Below are 15937 nucleotides of genomic sequence, written 5' to 3'. Positions count from 1 at the left end.
GGCAACTCCTAAGATGTCAGATCAAACTTGTTCACATCGGCATAACAGAGGGTGTTGATTCTCTCTGGCATACTTATTAACTTGTTCAACTTTACTTTGAGCAATATCGGCTGAATAAATACCACAAATTGCTTTACCGTCGTAGTGTACTTTTAGCATTATTTCTGCCGCTTGTTCACTATTCTTATTGAAAAACTTCATTAATATTTCAATGACAAAATCCATAGGGGTAAAGTCATCATTATTTAAGATTACTTGATATTTACGTGGTGGCCGCAATTTTTGCTTTTCACTATCACGTACGGTATCAATTACATCAGCTTGTTTTAAACCACTCATAATTAAATATAGTCATTTCTCATGCACTCAAGCAAACTTGAATACAAAAAAGTGTAAAAAAAAATAAACTGTTAAAAATTAACCAAAAAACTTGACTGTTTGACTAAATAAACTACAGTCAGAAATGAGTTTGGTGAATCAATAACCAGCTTAACCTAAAAATTTAAAATATATCAGTTAAGGTACAACTTAATTTGCAGTACGTCAGCAACTTAAAATTTATATAAAGCTGCTTACTGTTAAGTATACATCAGCATTATTGATGAACAACTTAAATGATATCACCTTGTCACAATTATAATTGTGTTTATAAATTAGGTTCTAACAATAACTAGTCAACTTTCAGAAGGATGTAGCAGTATGGCTTGCGGAAAAGTAAAATGGTTTAACAATGCAAAAGGTTTTGGGTTTATTGTTGCAGATGATAAAGATGATGAAGATATCTTTGCTCATTATTCAACAATTGTTATGGATGGATACAAAACACTTAAAGCAGGTCAAGATGTAACTTTTGAATTGCAAGCAGGACCAAAAGGTTTGCATGCGACAAATATTGCACCAACAGACGATACACTCAGTTAAATCATTATATCAAAATATAAACACGAAATTCTTTTTTAGAAATTCGTGTTTATCTCGTTTTATTTGTTCTTATTCAACTAAAGTATAACCTCTCTATTTTTTTATTTTAGATGTAAACCTGCACCTGTTTACTGTATACAAAGCATTTCAAAATCTTTATAAACTCCTAGTGACTAAGCTATTTTATTTTTCACTTTTTTGCTATACTACCGGGCGCTAAATTCTCTATTTAGGCGTTTAAAACGTAATAATTTAAATTTAGCATCCACGATTGCATTGTTGAGAAGGCTTTAACGCCTGAGAATTTTAGGAAAAATGATGACTACAAAAACGTCAAAGATCATATACACAGAAACAGATGAAGCACCAGCGTTAGCAACACATTCATTGCTACCAATTATTCAAGCATTTGCTAATGCATCTGATGTTGCTGTTGAAACGCGAGATATCTCACTAGCAGGGCGCGTAATTGCAAACTTTCCAGAATATTTAAAAGAAGAGCAACGTATTGCTGATGCACTTGCTGAACTTGGCGAATTAGCTAAGTCACCTGAAGCCAATATCATTAAATTACCAAACATCAGTGCGTCTGTACCACAATTACAAGCTGTTATCGCAGAATTACAAGCACAAGATTATGCTTTACCAGATTACCCTGAAAATGCATCAACTGACGAAGAAGCAAAAGTAAAAGCAACTTACGATAAAATTAAAGGTAGTGCTGTAAACCCAGTTTTACGTGAAGGTAACTCAGATCGTCGTGCGCCAGGTTCTGTAAAACAGTATGCGCGTACTAATCCACATTCAATGGGTGCTTGGGCAAGTGATTCTAAATCTCACGTTGCGGCTATGACTGAAGGTGATTTCTTTGGCTCAGAGCAATCTGTCACTGTTGAAAAAGCAACTGATACACGTATTGAACATGTTGCACAAAATGGTTCTATTACTGTATTAAAAACAAGCCAACCATTATTAGATGGTGAAGTAATTGATGCATCTAAAATGAGTGTTGCGGCATTACGTACTTTCTTAGAAGCACAAATGGTTGAAGCAAAAGAGCAAGGTGTTTTATTCTCGCTTCATTTAAAAGCAACTATGATGAAAGTATCTGATCCAATCATCTTTGGTCATGTTGTCACTGTTTACTATAAAGACGTTTTCGAAAAACATGCAGCAGTATTTGCTGAGCTAGGTGTTGACGTAAACAATGGTATTGGTGATGTTTACGCAAAAATAGCAAACCTTCCTGCAGAACAAAAAGCTCAAATTGAAGCTGATATCATGGCTGTTTATGATACGCGCCCTGCGCTTGCAATGGTTGATTCTGATAAAGGTATTACAAACTTACACGTACCAAGTGATGTGATTGTTGATGCGTCTATGCCTGCATGTATCCGTTCTTCTGGTCAAATGTGGAATGCTGAAGGTCAGCTACAAGATACTAAAGCAACAATTCCAGATCGTTGTTACGCAGGTGTTTTCCAAACAACAATTGAATTCTGTAAAGAAAATGGTGCTTTTGATCCAACAACTATGGGCAGTGTACCTAACGTTGGTTTAATGGCTCAAAAAGCTGAAGAGTACGGTTCTCACGATAAAACATTTGAAATCGCAGAAGCAGGTACAGTGAGAGTAGTTGATTCAAATGGCAATACTTTACTTGAACATTCTGTAGAGAAAGGTGATATCTGGCGCATGTGTCAAGCTAAAGATTTACCAATCCAAGACTGGGTAAAATTAGCTGTAAACCGCGCTCGTGCATCTCAAACACCTGCTATCTTTTGGTTAAATGAAGAGCGTGCACATGACCGTGAAATCATCAAGAAAGTAAATGCATATTTACCTCAACATGATACAACAGGTTTAGACATTCAAATCATGTCTCCAGTTGAAGCAACTAAGTTCTCTTTAGATCGTATCAAACAAGGCTTAGATACTATTTCAGTAACGGGTAACGTATTACGTGACTACAATACTGATTTATTCCCTATTTTAGAACTTGGAACAAGTGCTAAAATGCTTTCAATTGTTCCTCTTATGAATGGCGGTGGTTTATTCGAAACAGGTGCAGGTGGTTCAGCGCCTAAGCACGTTCAACAATTCGAAAAAGAAAACCACTTACGTTGGGATTCTTTAGGTGAATTCTTAGCATTAGCAGCATCGTTTGAGCACCTAAGTGTAACAACTGATAATGCAAAAGCGAAAGTATTAGGCCAAACACTTGACTTAGCAACAGCTAAATTCTTACAAGAAAATAAATCGCCTTCTCGTCGTGTAAATGAATTAGATAACCGTGGTAGCCATTTCTACCTAACATTGTTCTGGGCGCAAGAACTTGCTGCACAAAATGATGACACTGCACTTAAAGCTAAGTTTGCAACTCCAGCTAAACTTCTAACAGAAAATGAAGCTAAAATTGTTGCTGAATTAAATGACGCTCAAGGTGTTTCAGTTGACGTAAAAGGTTACTTCAAAGCAGATGCTACACTTGTTAGTAAAGCAATGCGTCCAAGTAATACATTAAATGAGATCATCAGCAATATTTAATATTTGCTAATACTGATTTAATTTATAAAAGGGCATCACACGATGCCCTTTTTTAGTATAATTAATTTAAGATTACTTTAAATTTTATGCGCAATGTCACAAATTAAGATAAAACCACCTAAATCTAACTACACACCTTCTAAATCAACAATTAAATATAAATCGCATAAATCAGCAATTCAAAAACCAAAAGGGCCAACTAAAGTTGTGCTATTCAATAAACCTTTTGATGTACTGTGCCAATTCACAGATGAAAAGAATGAACAAAAGCCACGTAAAACTTTAGCCGATTACATTAAGGTAAAAAATGTCTATGCTGCTGGTAGATTAGACAGGGACAGTGAAGGTCTACTTATTTTAACTAATGATGGAAAATTACAAAATAAACTTGCCTCACCTAAACAAAAAACCCAAAAGACTTACTGGGTTCAAGTTGAGGGTGTCCCAAGTGATAAGTCTATTAATGACCTATGCCAAGGCGTGAAGTTAAAAGACGGTATAACATTACCTGCAAAGGTTAAAATTATGTCTGAACCTGTTGTTTGGGACCGTAACCCTCCTATACGTGAACGTAAAAATATCCCAACAACTTGGCTAGAAATTAAAATCACTGAAGGACGAAATAGACAAGTAAGGCGTATGACAGCTCACATTGGCCACCCAACTTTACGTCTCATCAGGTACAGTATTGGTAAATGGTCAATTGATAGTATTTCTAATGGTGAATATAAAGAAATAACAGAGTAACTTATACCCATTATTTCAAATCAATGCTCAAGTATAATGAGAATAAATTTTCAAGTGCATTAATTTATTGTTATAGACTAAACTAAAATATCCATATTCGGTAAGCTGGTGTAATTGAGCATTTTTAGACAATTAGGAATGATAACAACCCTACTATTGTACATTTTGAATGTATACTTATTTAATGGAATTGGTATTATTTTTAACTTATCGATAGTGGTTATCTCCAAAGATTTAGCAACTTCAGATATACTGTGATCTAGAACCGTTACAAGACACTCTGTTTTTATCACTCTTTTGTATAAATTTTAACTTCCATTTTATCAAAATACATCTCAATAATTGGGTTATACGCCATCATTAAAGTGTCCTGTAAGTTTAAACTAGATCTCTTTTTATCGCGTTATTTCATAACTATTGAGTCTCCAACATACAAAATGTTACTTTAAATTCCATTGAAGTATTTATACTTTTTTATCTAACATTCCGCTAAAGTGCGTTAACACTAAGGCAAATAAAACAATAATAGCGCCAACCCAAGGTGTATTCATTAAACCAGATGTTTCAACAATAACTCCTCCACCCCAAGCACCCAGTGCAATACCAACATTAAAGGCCGCAATATTTAGACCTGATGCAACATCCACAACTTCCGGTGTATGCTCTTGCGCAAGTTTAACAACATATACTTGTAAACCGGGTACATTTCCAAATGCAAATGCACCCCATATAAATATTGTTAACACTGCAGCGACTGGATGAATTGCTGTAAAAGTAAATAACAGTAAAATTGTAGCAAGACCTGTAAAAATAATCGTTAAAGCTTTAATTGGACCTAACTTGTCAGCCATTTTTCCACCCCAAATATTGCCTGCTGCAACTGATACGCCGTAAACTAACAATATTAATCCAATTGTATTAGGAGCAAAGCCACTAATGTTACTTAAAATGGGTGCCAAATAAGTAAAAGCGACAAATGTACCGCCATAACCAACTGCAGTAATTGCATATACTAATAATAATCTAGGATGTGTTATTACTTTAAACTGTTCTGATACTTTGCTTGGTTTTGATTGCTTTAAATTATTTGGTACCAAAACAGCGCTTCCTATCATGGCTAACGAACCTAAAACAGATACCGTCAGAAATGTTGCTTCCCAGCCGAATATTTGACCTATATATGTGCCAATAGGTACGCCAGTGACTAAAGCAACTGTTAAACCCGTAAACATAATTGCTATAGCACTGGCTCCTTTTTCTTTTGGCACTAAACCTGTTGCAATGGTCGAGCCTATTGAGAAAAAGACCCCATGTGCAAGACCTGTTAATATTCTGGCTGCTATCAAAGCTTCAAAACTCGGTGCTTGCCATGCAACTAAGTTTCCAATCACAAATAAACCCATAACAGATAGCAATACATGCTTTCTATTCCATCGGTTTGTTAATGCAGTTAATACTGGAGCACCAATTGCAACTCCAAGTGCATATAAACTCACGAGTAAGCCAGCTGATGGTATTGATATACTCAAATCTTGTGCCATTGTTGGCAATAAGCCAACAATAACAAACTCGGTTGTTCCTATAGCAAAAGCACTGAGTGCTAATGCAAATAAAGCTAATGGCATTTTTTTCTCCCAATTATTTGTTCATACATCTGTTAGTCAACAAACTAAGTTTGTTTTGATTGCCCTATTATTCCTTGCTACACTTTTGTAATAAATAACACTATTAACAAATTACTTTTGTAAAAAATAGTATGAATAATAAATTAAGAACACGATCTGATGATTTAGAGCTTTTAATAGCAGTGACCGAGTTTGGTGGATTTTCTGCTGCCGCAGAGGCACTCAATATTCAAGTTGCACGTATATCACGCTCTGTTAGTAAAATCGAAAAAGAGCTAGGTATCAGTATTCTCACGCGAACAACACGACGTGTCATTTTAACGGATGAAGGAAAACAATTTGTCGATGCTGTTAGTTTAGGGCTACAAAAAATAGAAAAAGCAGAAATTGATATTGTTAACCGTGGTGTATTACCTATGGGAAAATTAAGAGTCGATGCTGCGAGTCCATTTATATTGCATCAGCTTGTTCCTCATATTAAGGGGTTTAAAAAAGCGTATCCTGATATAGATATTGAGTTATCTTCAAATGAAGAATTTGTAGACTTAATAGAAAAACGAACAGACGTTGCCATCAGAATTGGTAAACTAGAAGATTCAACATTACACACAAAAGCACTTGGTAAGAGCCCACTTTATATTGTTACGTCTCCAGAATATTTAAAGAATAATGGGCTTATAAAAACACCTGACGATCTTTTAAAACACAACTTAATAGGCTTTTCCAATGTTAAAGCATTAAATAAATGGCCTTTAAAAGGGCTAAATATGATAACTCCAACAATATCAGCCAGTAATGGAGAAACAATAAGGCAACTCATATTATCAGGAAATGGAATTGCTTGCTTGTCAGGGTTTATGATCAGTGAAGATATTAAATCAGGGAAATTGATTAGCATATTAGAATCATACTATATGCCTAATACAGACAGAGAATTAGTAAATGCTGTTTTTTATAAATCATCAGCGGTATCTAAACGTATATCTGCTTTTATTGATTTTATTAAACCTAAAATGAACCTGAGTTAATTCATTCTCTCAAATACCTTTGGTATCTGGTATATTTTAGTATCTTAATAAATTTATTAGCCGTTTACCTTGTTGTAACCTAGATGTTTTATAAGACAAACTAATACAAAGTGTCGTAGAAACAGCTGGTAAAGATAAAAAAGTACTAAAAGCGCATATAGAACTATGTGCTATCAAAAAGAAATGCATTTAATAGACGATAAATGGAAGACTCTATTATATATCATCTTAAAGATTAACCTGTTAGATTTAACAATTTAACGATTTAACACAAATGTTAGGTAGCACCAGTAAAAAATGGTCAGGTATTTAGGTAGAACTGCTTTAAGTATTTTGATGCGCTTAGAGTTTGCTCTGAATCTCATAAAATATAAACTTAGCCTTCAATAGAAAATATCTCAAATAAGGTATTTATAATTTCACAATGAATTATTTAGCCCATTTATATTTAGCACAACCAAATGCAGACTCTTATTATGGCAACTTGTTAGGTGATTTTGGTGGTAAAAAGCTAGAAAAACTATTACCTTTACCGATAAAGTTAGCTCTAGATAATCATTATTTAGTTGATAAATATACTGATTCACATAATGAAATTAAACACGCTAAGCTACTATTTTCAATTAAAAGAAAGCGATTCTCAGGGATCGCTTTAGATGTTTTGTTTGACCATTTTTTAATTAAAAATTGGTCACAGTTTAACAATCAAGATTTTAATTACTTTAAACATAACTGTTATAACATGCTTGAAAAAAACCTGTCGATTATGCCCTCAAATATGCAGCATGTTATTTCTCGTATAACACAAGATGATTGGTTCAAGTCATATGAAACACCTGAAGGTATTGGTATTGCCCTTGATAATATTGCTAAACGTATTCGATTTAAAAATGAGTTTTCTGGTTGTATTGATGATATAAATAAACACTATAACGCGTTAAACCAAGTGTTTTTAAGTTTCTTTCCTCAGTTAATTGACCATGTCATATCTCAAGCCGTAGAGAAAAATCTACCTCAAATATTTCCTCAATAAGAACTTTTCTATATATGCTAAGCATTAAACTCTCTAGAGTTATAATATAATGTATCTTATAATGCTGAAATCATCTCTAGTTTGTTTACTCTATTAATAATAATGAAAAATTAATATACAGTTGTTTTAATAATCTGATTGAATTAAATAAGTATCTGTAGGAATTTTAATGAAAAAAACATTATTAGCTTTATTAACTTTATATACAGCAAGTGCATTTTCGGGTGATAAGTTTTTTGCCAATGAAGCAATACAACAACAAACACCGCTCGCATTTGCTTTACAAGAAGCAACTTTTGAGCATGCTCACGTTGGAAAACATTAACATGTAAACAGCAAACACCCTATTTAAAGGAAATATTTGAATTAGAATATGAAAGTTTTGATATAAAACCACCAGCGTTAATTATCGATAATATAAGCTACCCTGATAAATTAAGTAAAATGGATAAATATGCAGCCTTGGCTTTTTTAGTCCATGAAACTCGCCATTCATATCAATTTCAACTGGGTAATACTAGGTTAAAAAGCGCACTTGTAATCGGATATAAAAATGCGTTTGAAGTTCAAAAATTAAGTAAGGCTGGTACCCTATCCTTCAGCGATTTTTTGACGTTATTAAATGAATATGAAGCATTTATGTTTGGTAATTATGTTATTGGCAAGCTTACACATTGGAAAGTTGACCAATCAAAACTTGGTACTTATGCAAGTCAATTTAATAAAAACAGTTCACTTAAAATCAATTTGTTAAAGTTACACAAATCTACAAAAAATGATTCTGTTCTTTTGCAATTTAATCAGTTAATGAAAGCGCAAAAAGAATATTTAGGTAAATAAAACATGAATTACATTTATAAAAGATAGCAAACTACATTTTTTGCTATCTTTTATTATCATCTTATAGTTAATTTAAATTTCGTTAAGGTAGAATATCTAATGTCAATACAAGACGCATTTCGTCTTTTGGAACCGGTGGAGAACGATGTACTATTCCAGCATTTTCATTTCCAATCCATGCCTCACCTTTGAGTAAAGCCACATCACCACAAGTTAAATGTTTAATATCAGTTTCTTTTTTATAAATCCCGGATAAGTCATCACTAAGTCCTTTGTTTCCGGCTCCTAACTTTGATCTATCGACTATCTCATGTGGCAGCCATTGGGTGCCGTTTCCTTTATAAGTTGTAATTAAACGGCAGCCAACTTTGTCGACATGAAACCTAGGGCACATAGGCTCTTGTAACGTAGTTAACCTAAGACCGACACTTTTAAGCTCAAATAAAAAACAGAACATATCAACAAGTTGATAAATATCATAACTTAAGGCTTTATCACTATCCAGTTCATCTAATACCCTTAATAGATCAGCCTGGATACTTTGCGGTGTTACTTCCATAACAAGTTTTAATGATTTTTTTGATTCTAATATGCTATCTACTGTATTATCGATTTGGTTTGAATTTTTCCGTTGCCAAATAACCATATTTTTACCCGATTGATAAATATCTGATAAAACACTGGGTTCACTAGATTCAACTGCTGTTGGAATTTTATTAATGTCATTCTCGGTTTCTACATTTTGTATTAAGTCACTCATACGGACTCCTCCCAAGCAGGAAAAGGATCTACAAGAGCGCACCAATAATCTTTACCTTTTAACAATTCATTTTCACTTAATAGACAGTCATCAAGTGCATTTATCAATTTTTTTTCATTCAATTTTTGACCAATAAAGACCAATTCTTGTCTCATATCGCCAAATGGTTCAACCCAAGATTTATGAATTTCAGTTAAAGATTCAACATCTGTTGGCCAATTTTCTTTTGGTTCAGCATGCCAAAACAGACCTGCAAACCCATAATTTGCGATACCACCCGCTTGATTCCACTGCCCTACAAACTCATGTCTGGTTGCGAGCCAGAAAAAACCTTTAGATCGAAGCAACTTACCGAATTGATCCAAATTATGAAGTAAGTTATAAAATTTTTCAGGGTGAAAAGGTCTTCGTGCTTTATAACTAAAACTTGTAATATCATATTCTTGTGTTTCAGGAACATGCTCCCCTCTTAATTCCTGTAACCAGCCAGCTGCCTTTGATGCTTTTTCGAAGTCAAATAGCGCTGTATTGATTACATCATTAACATCAACTTGACCTTGAGTGACCGGTATAATCTGTGCGCTTGCATTAAGTGTTTTTAAAATTGCAGTTAAATTTTTAAGTTCTGGAGTTGTTATTAAATCAATTTTATTAATTAATAATACATCTGCAAATTCAACTTGATCTATTAATAAATCAGTAACGGTTCTTTCATCTTGATCATCTCGTTCGTCACCAGTACTTTCTAAGTATTGTGCAGCTTCATAATCTTTCATAAAATTAACCGCATCAACAACTGTCACCATAGTATCAAGCCTCGCCACATCACCAAGAGAAACATTATTTTCATCAGCAAAAGTAAAAGTCTCAGCGACCGGTAAAGGCTCTGAAATACCTGTTGATTCGATGACTAAATAATCAAATATTTTTTCTTTTGCTAACTTAGCCACTTCCAATAATAAATCTTCGCGTAATGTACAACAAATACAGCCATTACTCATTTTAACTAATTTATCTTGGCTTTCATTTAAAGATACGCCGTTTCTTACCATGGACGAATCAATGTTAATTTCACTCATATCATTAACAATGATCGCAACCTTTAACCCTTTCCTATTATTTAAAATATGGCTCAGTACCGTTGTTTTTCCTGCTCCTAGGAACCCTGAAAGTACGGTGACAGGAAGTTTTGTATTAACTAATTTCATTTATCTCTTTGCCCCACGCGCACAAATACGCAACACTATAACATCACACCTTGTTTAGGTGCTATTTCTAAAATTGATGAAAAACGCACATAGTCAAAAACGCGAACTCTCGTTTTTACAACATTTGAAAGTATATTTATAGCGCCTCACATAAGTTGAATCGCTAATAAAATATCAATCATTATTCTGGTATATAAATTATTTCACCCTTATCTAATTGATAAGCAGCACCGACTCGTTTGCCTTTGCCTTCACAGCTGGTATTCGATTCCTCAGATTTATAGCGGACTATCTTGCCATCTTCTTTAGTGATAATTTGCATATCGTCTTTACCCGGATTTTTCACCATAGTAAAACCGTCATTGAATAGCATGTCTGCTACATCAAGATAACTCACTAATGCCACCATAAGAGCAACTGAAAAAAACATAGCAACATCAAATAAGTTACCAACACTATTCATTGGATTTAAATCGTCAGTATCATTAATTAGGCGGCGTCTAGATTTGTGTTTCTCATTGCTCTATCACCTTTGCATCCAGTAAATAACCAAGCAATGCTAACTCCTTTATCGCTTGCCCTTTGTTATGACACAAGCCTAAAAATGAAATGTTATATTATAACAACATGAAGCGCAACGTCATTTATACGTAATACCACTAGAAATCAATACACATTTAATTTTAATAATTAAACATTTATTTGAAACTTTTCTCTTATATAATTCTTACTTAGAAGGTAATAGTTGATTGGTAAATAGAAATATTTAGGCTTAGACTTTATTACAAAATTCTGATTTTAATATATTGATTAACCATTTATGAGTTGGGCTGGTATCTGATCTTAGATGCCAAGCTGCAATTACTTCAAAACTTGGTGGAAGTTCATCCAAATCAATCGGGATAAGTTTGGGATCAGGCAGTATCCTTGAAGGCAAAAATGCTATTGTATTTGTTGATTGAATAATATCAGCAGCGGTGGCAAAGCTAGGAACTGACATAATAACATTTCTTATTAAGCCTTTTTTAGCAAACCATGCATCATGAGATCCTTTAAGATTTGGCCTTGAAGGAGAAACAATCACTTGTGGTAAATCAGCAAGTTTCTTTAGCGTAAATTTTTTCTGTACATAAGGCGAATTTATTCCTGTTACACAAATATGTTGCTCATCAAATAGCTTCAATGTTGAAAAGGTATTTGGAATAAATTCAGGAAAAGTAATCACCAAGTCTAACTCACCGGTAACCATCAACTTGTCTAAATTATCTGATTCAAAATCACGGATCACTATCTTTAAGTTTGGTGCTTGTTCATTTACAGCTTTTAATAACTGAGGTAAAACTGTAACAAGGGCATAATCAGATGTGCTGATCTGTAACAAACCAGTCAGACTTGAGGGGTCAAAATATTCAGGGTTTATCAACTGCTCTATATCTAGCAAAATATGGTTTATCTTATGTTCCATATTTTCTGCTACTTTTGTTGGGATCACCCCATTATTCGTTCGTATAAATAATTCATCATTAAAAGTATCTCTTAACTTTCTTAACTGTTCACTGATCGCTTGCTGCGTTAAACCCATAAGATTTGCAACTTTAGATAAGTTTCTTTGTTGAAGTAACAATTGCAGTATTCTCAATTGTTTTATATCGAGACGATTGATACCAGCCAAAATTGTATCCCTAACAAGGTATAGTTGTTTTTAATTGTATGAGTTGAAGCATAACATACTGCTTAAGTTATTTAATAACAGCATTAGAATTTGTTGGAGATAAAGATGCAATTACACAGTAGTGCTAAAACACTTAACGCAACACTCAATTATATATTTCCAGAAAATATAGAAGCATTTGATCTGAGATCGGATGCTAAAAGCGCTGATGTCCTAGCATCTAAAGTAGATGCACGCTTAATGAATATCACTAATGCAAGGGTTTTAAAAACACCACCGGCTTTAAATACTATGGGTTTTGAACTCGCTGACAATGCATACAAAGTGACTGATTATTTTGATGATAATATATTAAAAGAACAGCTTTACCCACAAGTGATAAAACACCTCAAGTTGCAAACTGGTGCACATTCTGGTTTGATTTTTGATCATACTATCCGTTCTGTTGAAGATTCACTATCAAGATCTGAAAAACGTTCTCCTGTAAAAACAATTCATAATGATTACACCCCATCATCAGCTGAGCACAGGTTAAACGTTGAACTTAAAAAATATGGCATATCAGCAAATAGTTTTAGCCATTATCAATTTATTAATACTTGGATCCCTTTAGTTGATTTAGTTGTAGATAGTCCGTTGGCATTTTTAGATATTAATACAGTTTCTGATCAGGAATCTAATTTAATGCCTGTCATATATCCTAATAGAACTGGTGAAATTGAAGTATTTAGTCACAGTGAAAAACATCAATGGTATTTTTATCCACAAATGACAGCTAAAGAGCAACTCATTTTTAAAGTATTTGACAGTAATTCAAACAGTCTGATCAGTAGAGTACCCCATACAGGTTTTACAATTTCAAATATAGATCCTGCACAAGCTAAACGTATCAGCATTGAAGTTAGAAGCATTATGCTTTTTGAATAAACCAACTTTTAAAATTTGAAAACAGAACAAAAATTGGAACAATTATGAAAGAAACAATTAAGTCAATCAACCCGAGTAATGGTGAAGTAATTGGGGAAGTATTGATTACTTCAGACAACGAACTTTCAAGTAAAGTGAGCCAAGCAAAGTCAGCATTTACACAATGGCGTAATATACCTATTGATGTCAGAGTTGAAACAATCTCTCGTGCTTTTGAATCTTTAGCATCTCAACAAAGAGATTTAGCAAGACTTATGAGCATGGAAATGGGCAAAGATGCTAAACGGTCTTCTGGTGAAGTATCAGGTGTGATCCACAGTGCCGAATATATAGCCAATTTAGTATCTGATGCACTTAAACCACTAAAACAAGGACCTAGAACAGAAATTCAATTTACGCCATTAGGCGTAGCTGCAATCATATCTCCTTGGAATTATCCGTTGGCTATGGCCGCTAATCTTATAATACCCGCTTTAGTTGCCGGTAATACCGTTATTTTTAAACCATCAGAAGAAACACCTCTTGTGGCAAATGAAATGGTTGCTTCATTAAATGAGATTTTACCAGAACATGTTTTACAAATTGTTCATGGTAAAAAGGAGTTAGGCCAAAAACTAGTGAAATCAGATATCAACTTAGTTGCATTTACAGGTTCTAAAGATGCTGGTAAAGATATTATGGCTAAAGCAAGTTCGGGATTAAAGCGATTAATTATGGAACTTGGTGGTAATGATCCTATGATAGTGATGAGCAATGCAGATCTTGATGCTGCAGCCAGATTTGCAGTGGGCAGTAGCTTTGAGAATGCAGGCCAAATGTGTGTCTCTACCGAACGCGTTTATGTTGATGAATCCGTAGCTGATGATTTTGTACGTAAAGTCACAGATGTAGCAATGAGATATAGAGTAGGTTCTTGGGATGATAGGCACGCTAATATTGGACCTATTGTAAATCATGCACAATATTCGAAAATAAAAAATCATATCAAAGATGCCACAAGTAAAGGTGCCCAATTAATATTAGGAGATGACTCACACCCTGCCCCATTTATTGGCCCTACTGTTATTACAGATATACAACCTGATATGTTGATAGAAAAAGAGGAAACCTTTGGACCAATTGTTGCCATCGCCACATTCGCACATATTGATGATGCTATAAATCGCGCTAATGACTCTGACTATGCTTTAGGTGCTGTTGTCTTTGGCGGAAAAGGTGCTAATAATATCGCAAATCAATTAGAAGCAGGCATGATAGGCATTAATAGAGGTGTAGGCGGAGATGGTGATAGCCCTTGGGTGGGCGCGAAACAAAGTGGTTTTGGCTACAGAGGTTCTGTAGAAGGTCATCGTCAATTTGCTCAAGTAAAGGTCGTATCAAAATGAGTCATTCTAATATAAATAATAATCACCCATTCTATGTTGTTGCTAAAGAGCCTGGAGCAGAAAATCCAAGTTTGCCTACTTGGACGCCAGATAATGTAAACCCATTTGATCTAAATATAGATACAAGTAACAGTATTATAAGAAAAGACATTCCTGAAGTACCAGGTAGCTTCCAGCTGCTGAATGTACTTTCGCAAGAAGAATGTAATAAGTTAATAGAAGTTACTGAAACACTTGGTTATTTAGGAGATGCACCCGTTTCACTCCCAAGAAACGTCAGACATAATGACAATGTGACTATGGTTGTAGATAAAACAACCGATACCATTATATGGGATCGTGTTGCTGCTTTATTTGATCAAGGTGATGATAATTTTAATGGCTTAAAACCCCTTGGAATAAATGCAAGGTTTCGATTTTATCGTTATCAAGAAGGTGACTTTTTTAAGCCGCATATTGATGGTTCTTGGCCAGGTAGTCGTGTAATAAATAATAAATTAGTCGGTCAGGCTTATGACGACAGGTGGAGTCAAATGACATTTTTAATTTTATTATCAGATGACTTTGAAGGCGGAGAAACACAATTTTTGGTACATAAAGACAAGCCTAATATGCCAGCAAGATCAGAAAGTGATGCAAAAAAAGTTAATATTAGAACACCAAAAGGTAGTGTATTAGTATTTCCACATGGGCATCACCCAATGCATTGTTTACATGCCTCTTTACCTATTACCAAAGGCACAAAATACATAGTGCGAACAGATGTATTGTTTGAAATATAAATTTTTTTTAATTCATTCCTTAAATATTTTATTAAAAACCTACAAACTGAGAAAAGACTAGGTTTAAAGGTTAATATTTAAAAGATAGTGAAATTATGATCAAACTGTTAACCTCCTAATTTATCAAGGTTTTTAAAATATTTTCAAAATGTTATGATAAATCCTCAACCTTACCGTTATTAGATATTAGATATTAGATATTAGATATTAGATATTAGATATTAGATATTAGATATTAGATATTAGATATTAGATATTAGGGGCTGTTGATCTTTCACATTGGCAGCCAAATCATTGCACACGCCAGTGCTAGCATACTTTCAAACTGTAACTTTAATTTATCATATCTTGTAGCTATAGCACGGAAGTGTTTCAGTCTTGCAAATGCATTTTCAACTAAGTGCCTATATTTATATAAGCACCAATCTATATCTCCATTACCCGTTTTTGAGTTCTGCTTTC

General features: G+C 34.0%; 17 protein-coding genes. 10 read left to right on the top strand and 7 right to left on the bottom strand.

Annotated features, from left to right (window positions below; genetic code table 11):
- Positions 1-21 precede the first annotated feature (21 nt).
- Positions 22-339, bottom strand: a complete 318-nt coding sequence (gene clpS, locus BM088_RS21605; RefSeq protein ID WP_091989739.1) for an ATP-dependent Clp protease adapter ClpS — start codon at positions 337-339, stop codon at positions 22-24.
- 360 nt (positions 340-699) lie between these two features.
- On the opposite strand from clpS, the gene cspD reads away from it, so the two are divergent.
- The 3 genes from cspD to BM088_RS21590 all read left to right on the top strand — a co-directional run bounded on the left by cspD (position 700) and on the right by BM088_RS21590 (position 4215).
- Positions 700-921 (top strand): cold shock domain-containing protein CspD, encoded by a 222-nt coding sequence (gene cspD / locus BM088_RS21600; RefSeq protein ID WP_091989736.1) that lies wholly within the window; start codon positions 700-702, stop codon positions 919-921.
- A gap of 318 nt (positions 922-1239) precedes the next feature.
- Complete coding sequence (locus tag BM088_RS21595; protein WP_091989733.1) at positions 1240-3468, top strand: NADP-dependent isocitrate dehydrogenase; 2229 nt, start codon at positions 1240-1242, stop codon at positions 3466-3468.
- A gap of 93 nt (positions 3469-3561) precedes the next feature.
- Positions 3562-4215, top strand: coding sequence for a pseudouridine synthase (locus BM088_RS21590; protein WP_091989730.1), 654 nt, complete (start codon positions 3562-3564; stop codon positions 4213-4215).
- A 464-nt stretch (positions 4216-4679) separates the two neighbouring features.
- Here the strand turns inward: BM088_RS21590 and BM088_RS21585 are convergent, their stop codons facing one another.
- The gene (locus tag BM088_RS21585) at positions 4680-5840 is read right to left on the bottom strand and encodes an MFS transporter (RefSeq protein ID WP_091989728.1); all 1161 of its coding nucleotides are present in this window, start codon (positions 5838-5840) and stop codon (positions 4680-4682) included.
- Between the two features lie 131 nt (positions 5841-5971).
- Between BM088_RS21585 and BM088_RS21580 the strand changes: the two genes are divergently transcribed.
- The 4 genes from BM088_RS21580 to BM088_RS21570 all read left to right on the top strand — a co-directional run bounded on the left by BM088_RS21580 (position 5972) and on the right by BM088_RS21570 (position 8741).
- Positions 5972-6868, top strand: a complete 897-nt coding sequence (locus tag BM088_RS21580; protein ID WP_091989725.1) for a LysR family transcriptional regulator — start codon at positions 5972-5974, stop codon at positions 6866-6868.
- Between the two features lie 424 nt (positions 6869-7292).
- Entirely contained in the window at positions 7293-7901 is a 609-nt protein-coding gene (locus tag BM088_RS21575) for an acyl carrier protein phosphodiesterase (protein WP_091989722.1), read from the top strand.
- A 169-nt stretch (positions 7902-8070) separates the two neighbouring features.
- Positions 8071-8226 carry a hypothetical protein gene (locus tag BM088_RS27350; RefSeq protein WP_177208128.1) on the top strand — a complete coding sequence of 52 codons (156 nt, stop codon included), beginning with the start codon at positions 8071-8073 and terminating at the stop codon, positions 8224-8226.
- Between the two features lie 119 nt (positions 8227-8345).
- Positions 8346-8741 carry a hypothetical protein gene (locus BM088_RS21570; protein WP_091989720.1) on the top strand — a complete coding sequence of 132 codons (396 nt, stop codon included), beginning with the start codon at positions 8346-8348 and terminating at the stop codon, positions 8739-8741.
- Positions 8742-8823: 82 nt separating this feature from the next.
- On the opposite strand, the gene BM088_RS21565 is transcribed toward BM088_RS21570, so the two are convergent.
- The 4 genes from BM088_RS21565 to BM088_RS21550 form a co-directional block, all read right to left on the bottom strand.
- Entirely contained in the window at positions 8824-9501 is a 678-nt protein-coding gene (locus BM088_RS21565) for a DUF1826 domain-containing protein (RefSeq protein WP_091989717.1), read from the bottom strand.
- Positions 9498-10709 carry a zinc metallochaperone GTPase ZigA gene (zigA, locus tag BM088_RS21560; protein ID WP_091989715.1) on the bottom strand — a complete coding sequence of 404 codons (1212 nt, stop codon included), beginning with the start codon at positions 10707-10709 and terminating at the stop codon, positions 9498-9500. Before zigA ends, BM088_RS21565 begins: the two co-directional genes overlap by 4 nt.
- Positions 10710-10890: 181 nt before the next feature.
- The gene (locus tag BM088_RS21555; RefSeq protein WP_091989712.1) at positions 10891-11172 is read right to left on the bottom strand and encodes a DUF2149 domain-containing protein; all 282 of its coding nucleotides are present in this window, start codon (positions 11170-11172) and stop codon (positions 10891-10893) included.
- A gap of 309 nt (positions 11173-11481) precedes the next feature.
- Positions 11482-12381, bottom strand: a complete 900-nt coding sequence (locus tag BM088_RS21550) for a LysR family transcriptional regulator (RefSeq protein WP_091989710.1) — start codon at positions 12379-12381, stop codon at positions 11482-11484.
- Positions 12382-12486: 105 nt separating this feature from the next.
- Here BM088_RS21550 and BM088_RS21545 point away from each other — a divergent pair, with 105 nt between their 5' ends.
- The 3 genes from BM088_RS21545 to BM088_RS21535 are packed head-to-tail and all read left to right on the top strand — an operon-like array spanning position 12487 to position 15475.
- Positions 12487-13308: a CmcJ/NvfI family oxidoreductase gene (locus BM088_RS21545; protein WP_091989707.1), complete on the top strand. Its 822-nt coding sequence runs from the start codon at positions 12487-12489 to the stop codon at positions 13306-13308.
- 44 nt (positions 13309-13352) lie between these two features.
- Positions 13353-14693 (top strand): aldehyde dehydrogenase family protein, encoded by a 1341-nt coding sequence (locus BM088_RS21540; protein ID WP_091989704.1) that lies wholly within the window; start codon positions 13353-13355, stop codon positions 14691-14693.
- Complete coding sequence (locus tag BM088_RS21535; protein WP_091989701.1) at positions 14690-15475, top strand: prolyl hydroxylase family protein; 786 nt, start codon at positions 14690-14692, stop codon at positions 15473-15475. Before BM088_RS21540 ends, BM088_RS21535 begins: the two co-directional genes overlap by 4 nt.
- Before the next feature lie 274 nt (positions 15476-15749).
- On the opposite strand, the gene BM088_RS21530 is transcribed toward BM088_RS21535, so the two are convergent.
- The coding region (locus BM088_RS21530) for a transposase (protein WP_143085135.1) at positions 15750-15937 on the bottom strand (188 nt) is incomplete at its 5' end.

It is taken from the genome of Pseudoalteromonas denitrificans DSM 6059 (genome assembly GCF_900112265.1).
In the GTDB taxonomy this organism is placed as follows: Bacteria; Pseudomonadota; Gammaproteobacteria; order Enterobacterales; family Alteromonadaceae; genus Pseudoalteromonas; species Pseudoalteromonas denitrificans.
Note: the sequence above shows the minus strand (reverse complement) of the source record. Positions and strands in the feature narration are given on the sequence as shown.

Coding starts and splice junctions, on each gene's coding strand:
- clpS (WP_091989739.1), bottom strand. CDS start 339: ATGAGTGGTTTAAAACAAGCTGATGTAATTGATACCGTACGTGATAGT.
- cspD (WP_091989736.1), top strand. CDS start 700: ATGGCTTGCGGAAAAGTAAAATGGTTTAACAATGCAAAAGGTTTTGGG.
- BM088_RS21595 (WP_091989733.1), top strand. CDS start 1,240: ATGACTACAAAAACGTCAAAGATCATATACACAGAAACAGATGAAGCA.
- BM088_RS21590 (WP_091989730.1), top strand. CDS start 3,562: ATGTCACAAATTAAGATAAAACCACCTAAATCTAACTACACACCTTCT.
- BM088_RS21585 (WP_091989728.1), bottom strand. CDS start 5,840: ATGCCATTAGCTTTATTTGCATTAGCACTCAGTGCTTTTGCTATAGGA.
- BM088_RS21580 (WP_091989725.1), top strand. CDS start 5,972: ATGAATAATAAATTAAGAACACGATCTGATGATTTAGAGCTTTTAATA.
- BM088_RS21575 (WP_091989722.1), top strand. CDS start 7,293: ATGAATTATTTAGCCCATTTATATTTAGCACAACCAAATGCAGACTCT.
- BM088_RS27350 (WP_177208128.1), top strand. CDS start 8,071: ATGAAAAAAACATTATTAGCTTTATTAACTTTATATACAGCAAGTGCA.
- BM088_RS21570 (WP_091989720.1), top strand. CDS start 8,346: ATGGATAAATATGCAGCCTTGGCTTTTTTAGTCCATGAAACTCGCCAT.
- BM088_RS21565 (WP_091989717.1), bottom strand. CDS start 9,501: ATGAGTGACTTAATACAAAATGTAGAAACCGAGAATGACATTAATAAA.
- zigA (WP_091989715.1), bottom strand. CDS start 10,709: ATGAAATTAGTTAATACAAAACTTCCTGTCACCGTACTTTCAGGGTTC.
- BM088_RS21555 (WP_091989712.1), bottom strand. CDS start 11,172: ATGAATAGTGTTGGTAACTTATTTGATGTTGCTATGTTTTTTTCAGTT.
- BM088_RS21545 (WP_091989707.1), top strand. CDS start 12,487: ATGCAATTACACAGTAGTGCTAAAACACTTAACGCAACACTCAATTAT.
- BM088_RS21540 (WP_091989704.1), top strand. CDS start 13,353: ATGAAAGAAACAATTAAGTCAATCAACCCGAGTAATGGTGAAGTAATT.
- BM088_RS21535 (WP_091989701.1), top strand. CDS start 14,690: ATGAGTCATTCTAATATAAATAATAATCACCCATTCTATGTTGTTGCT.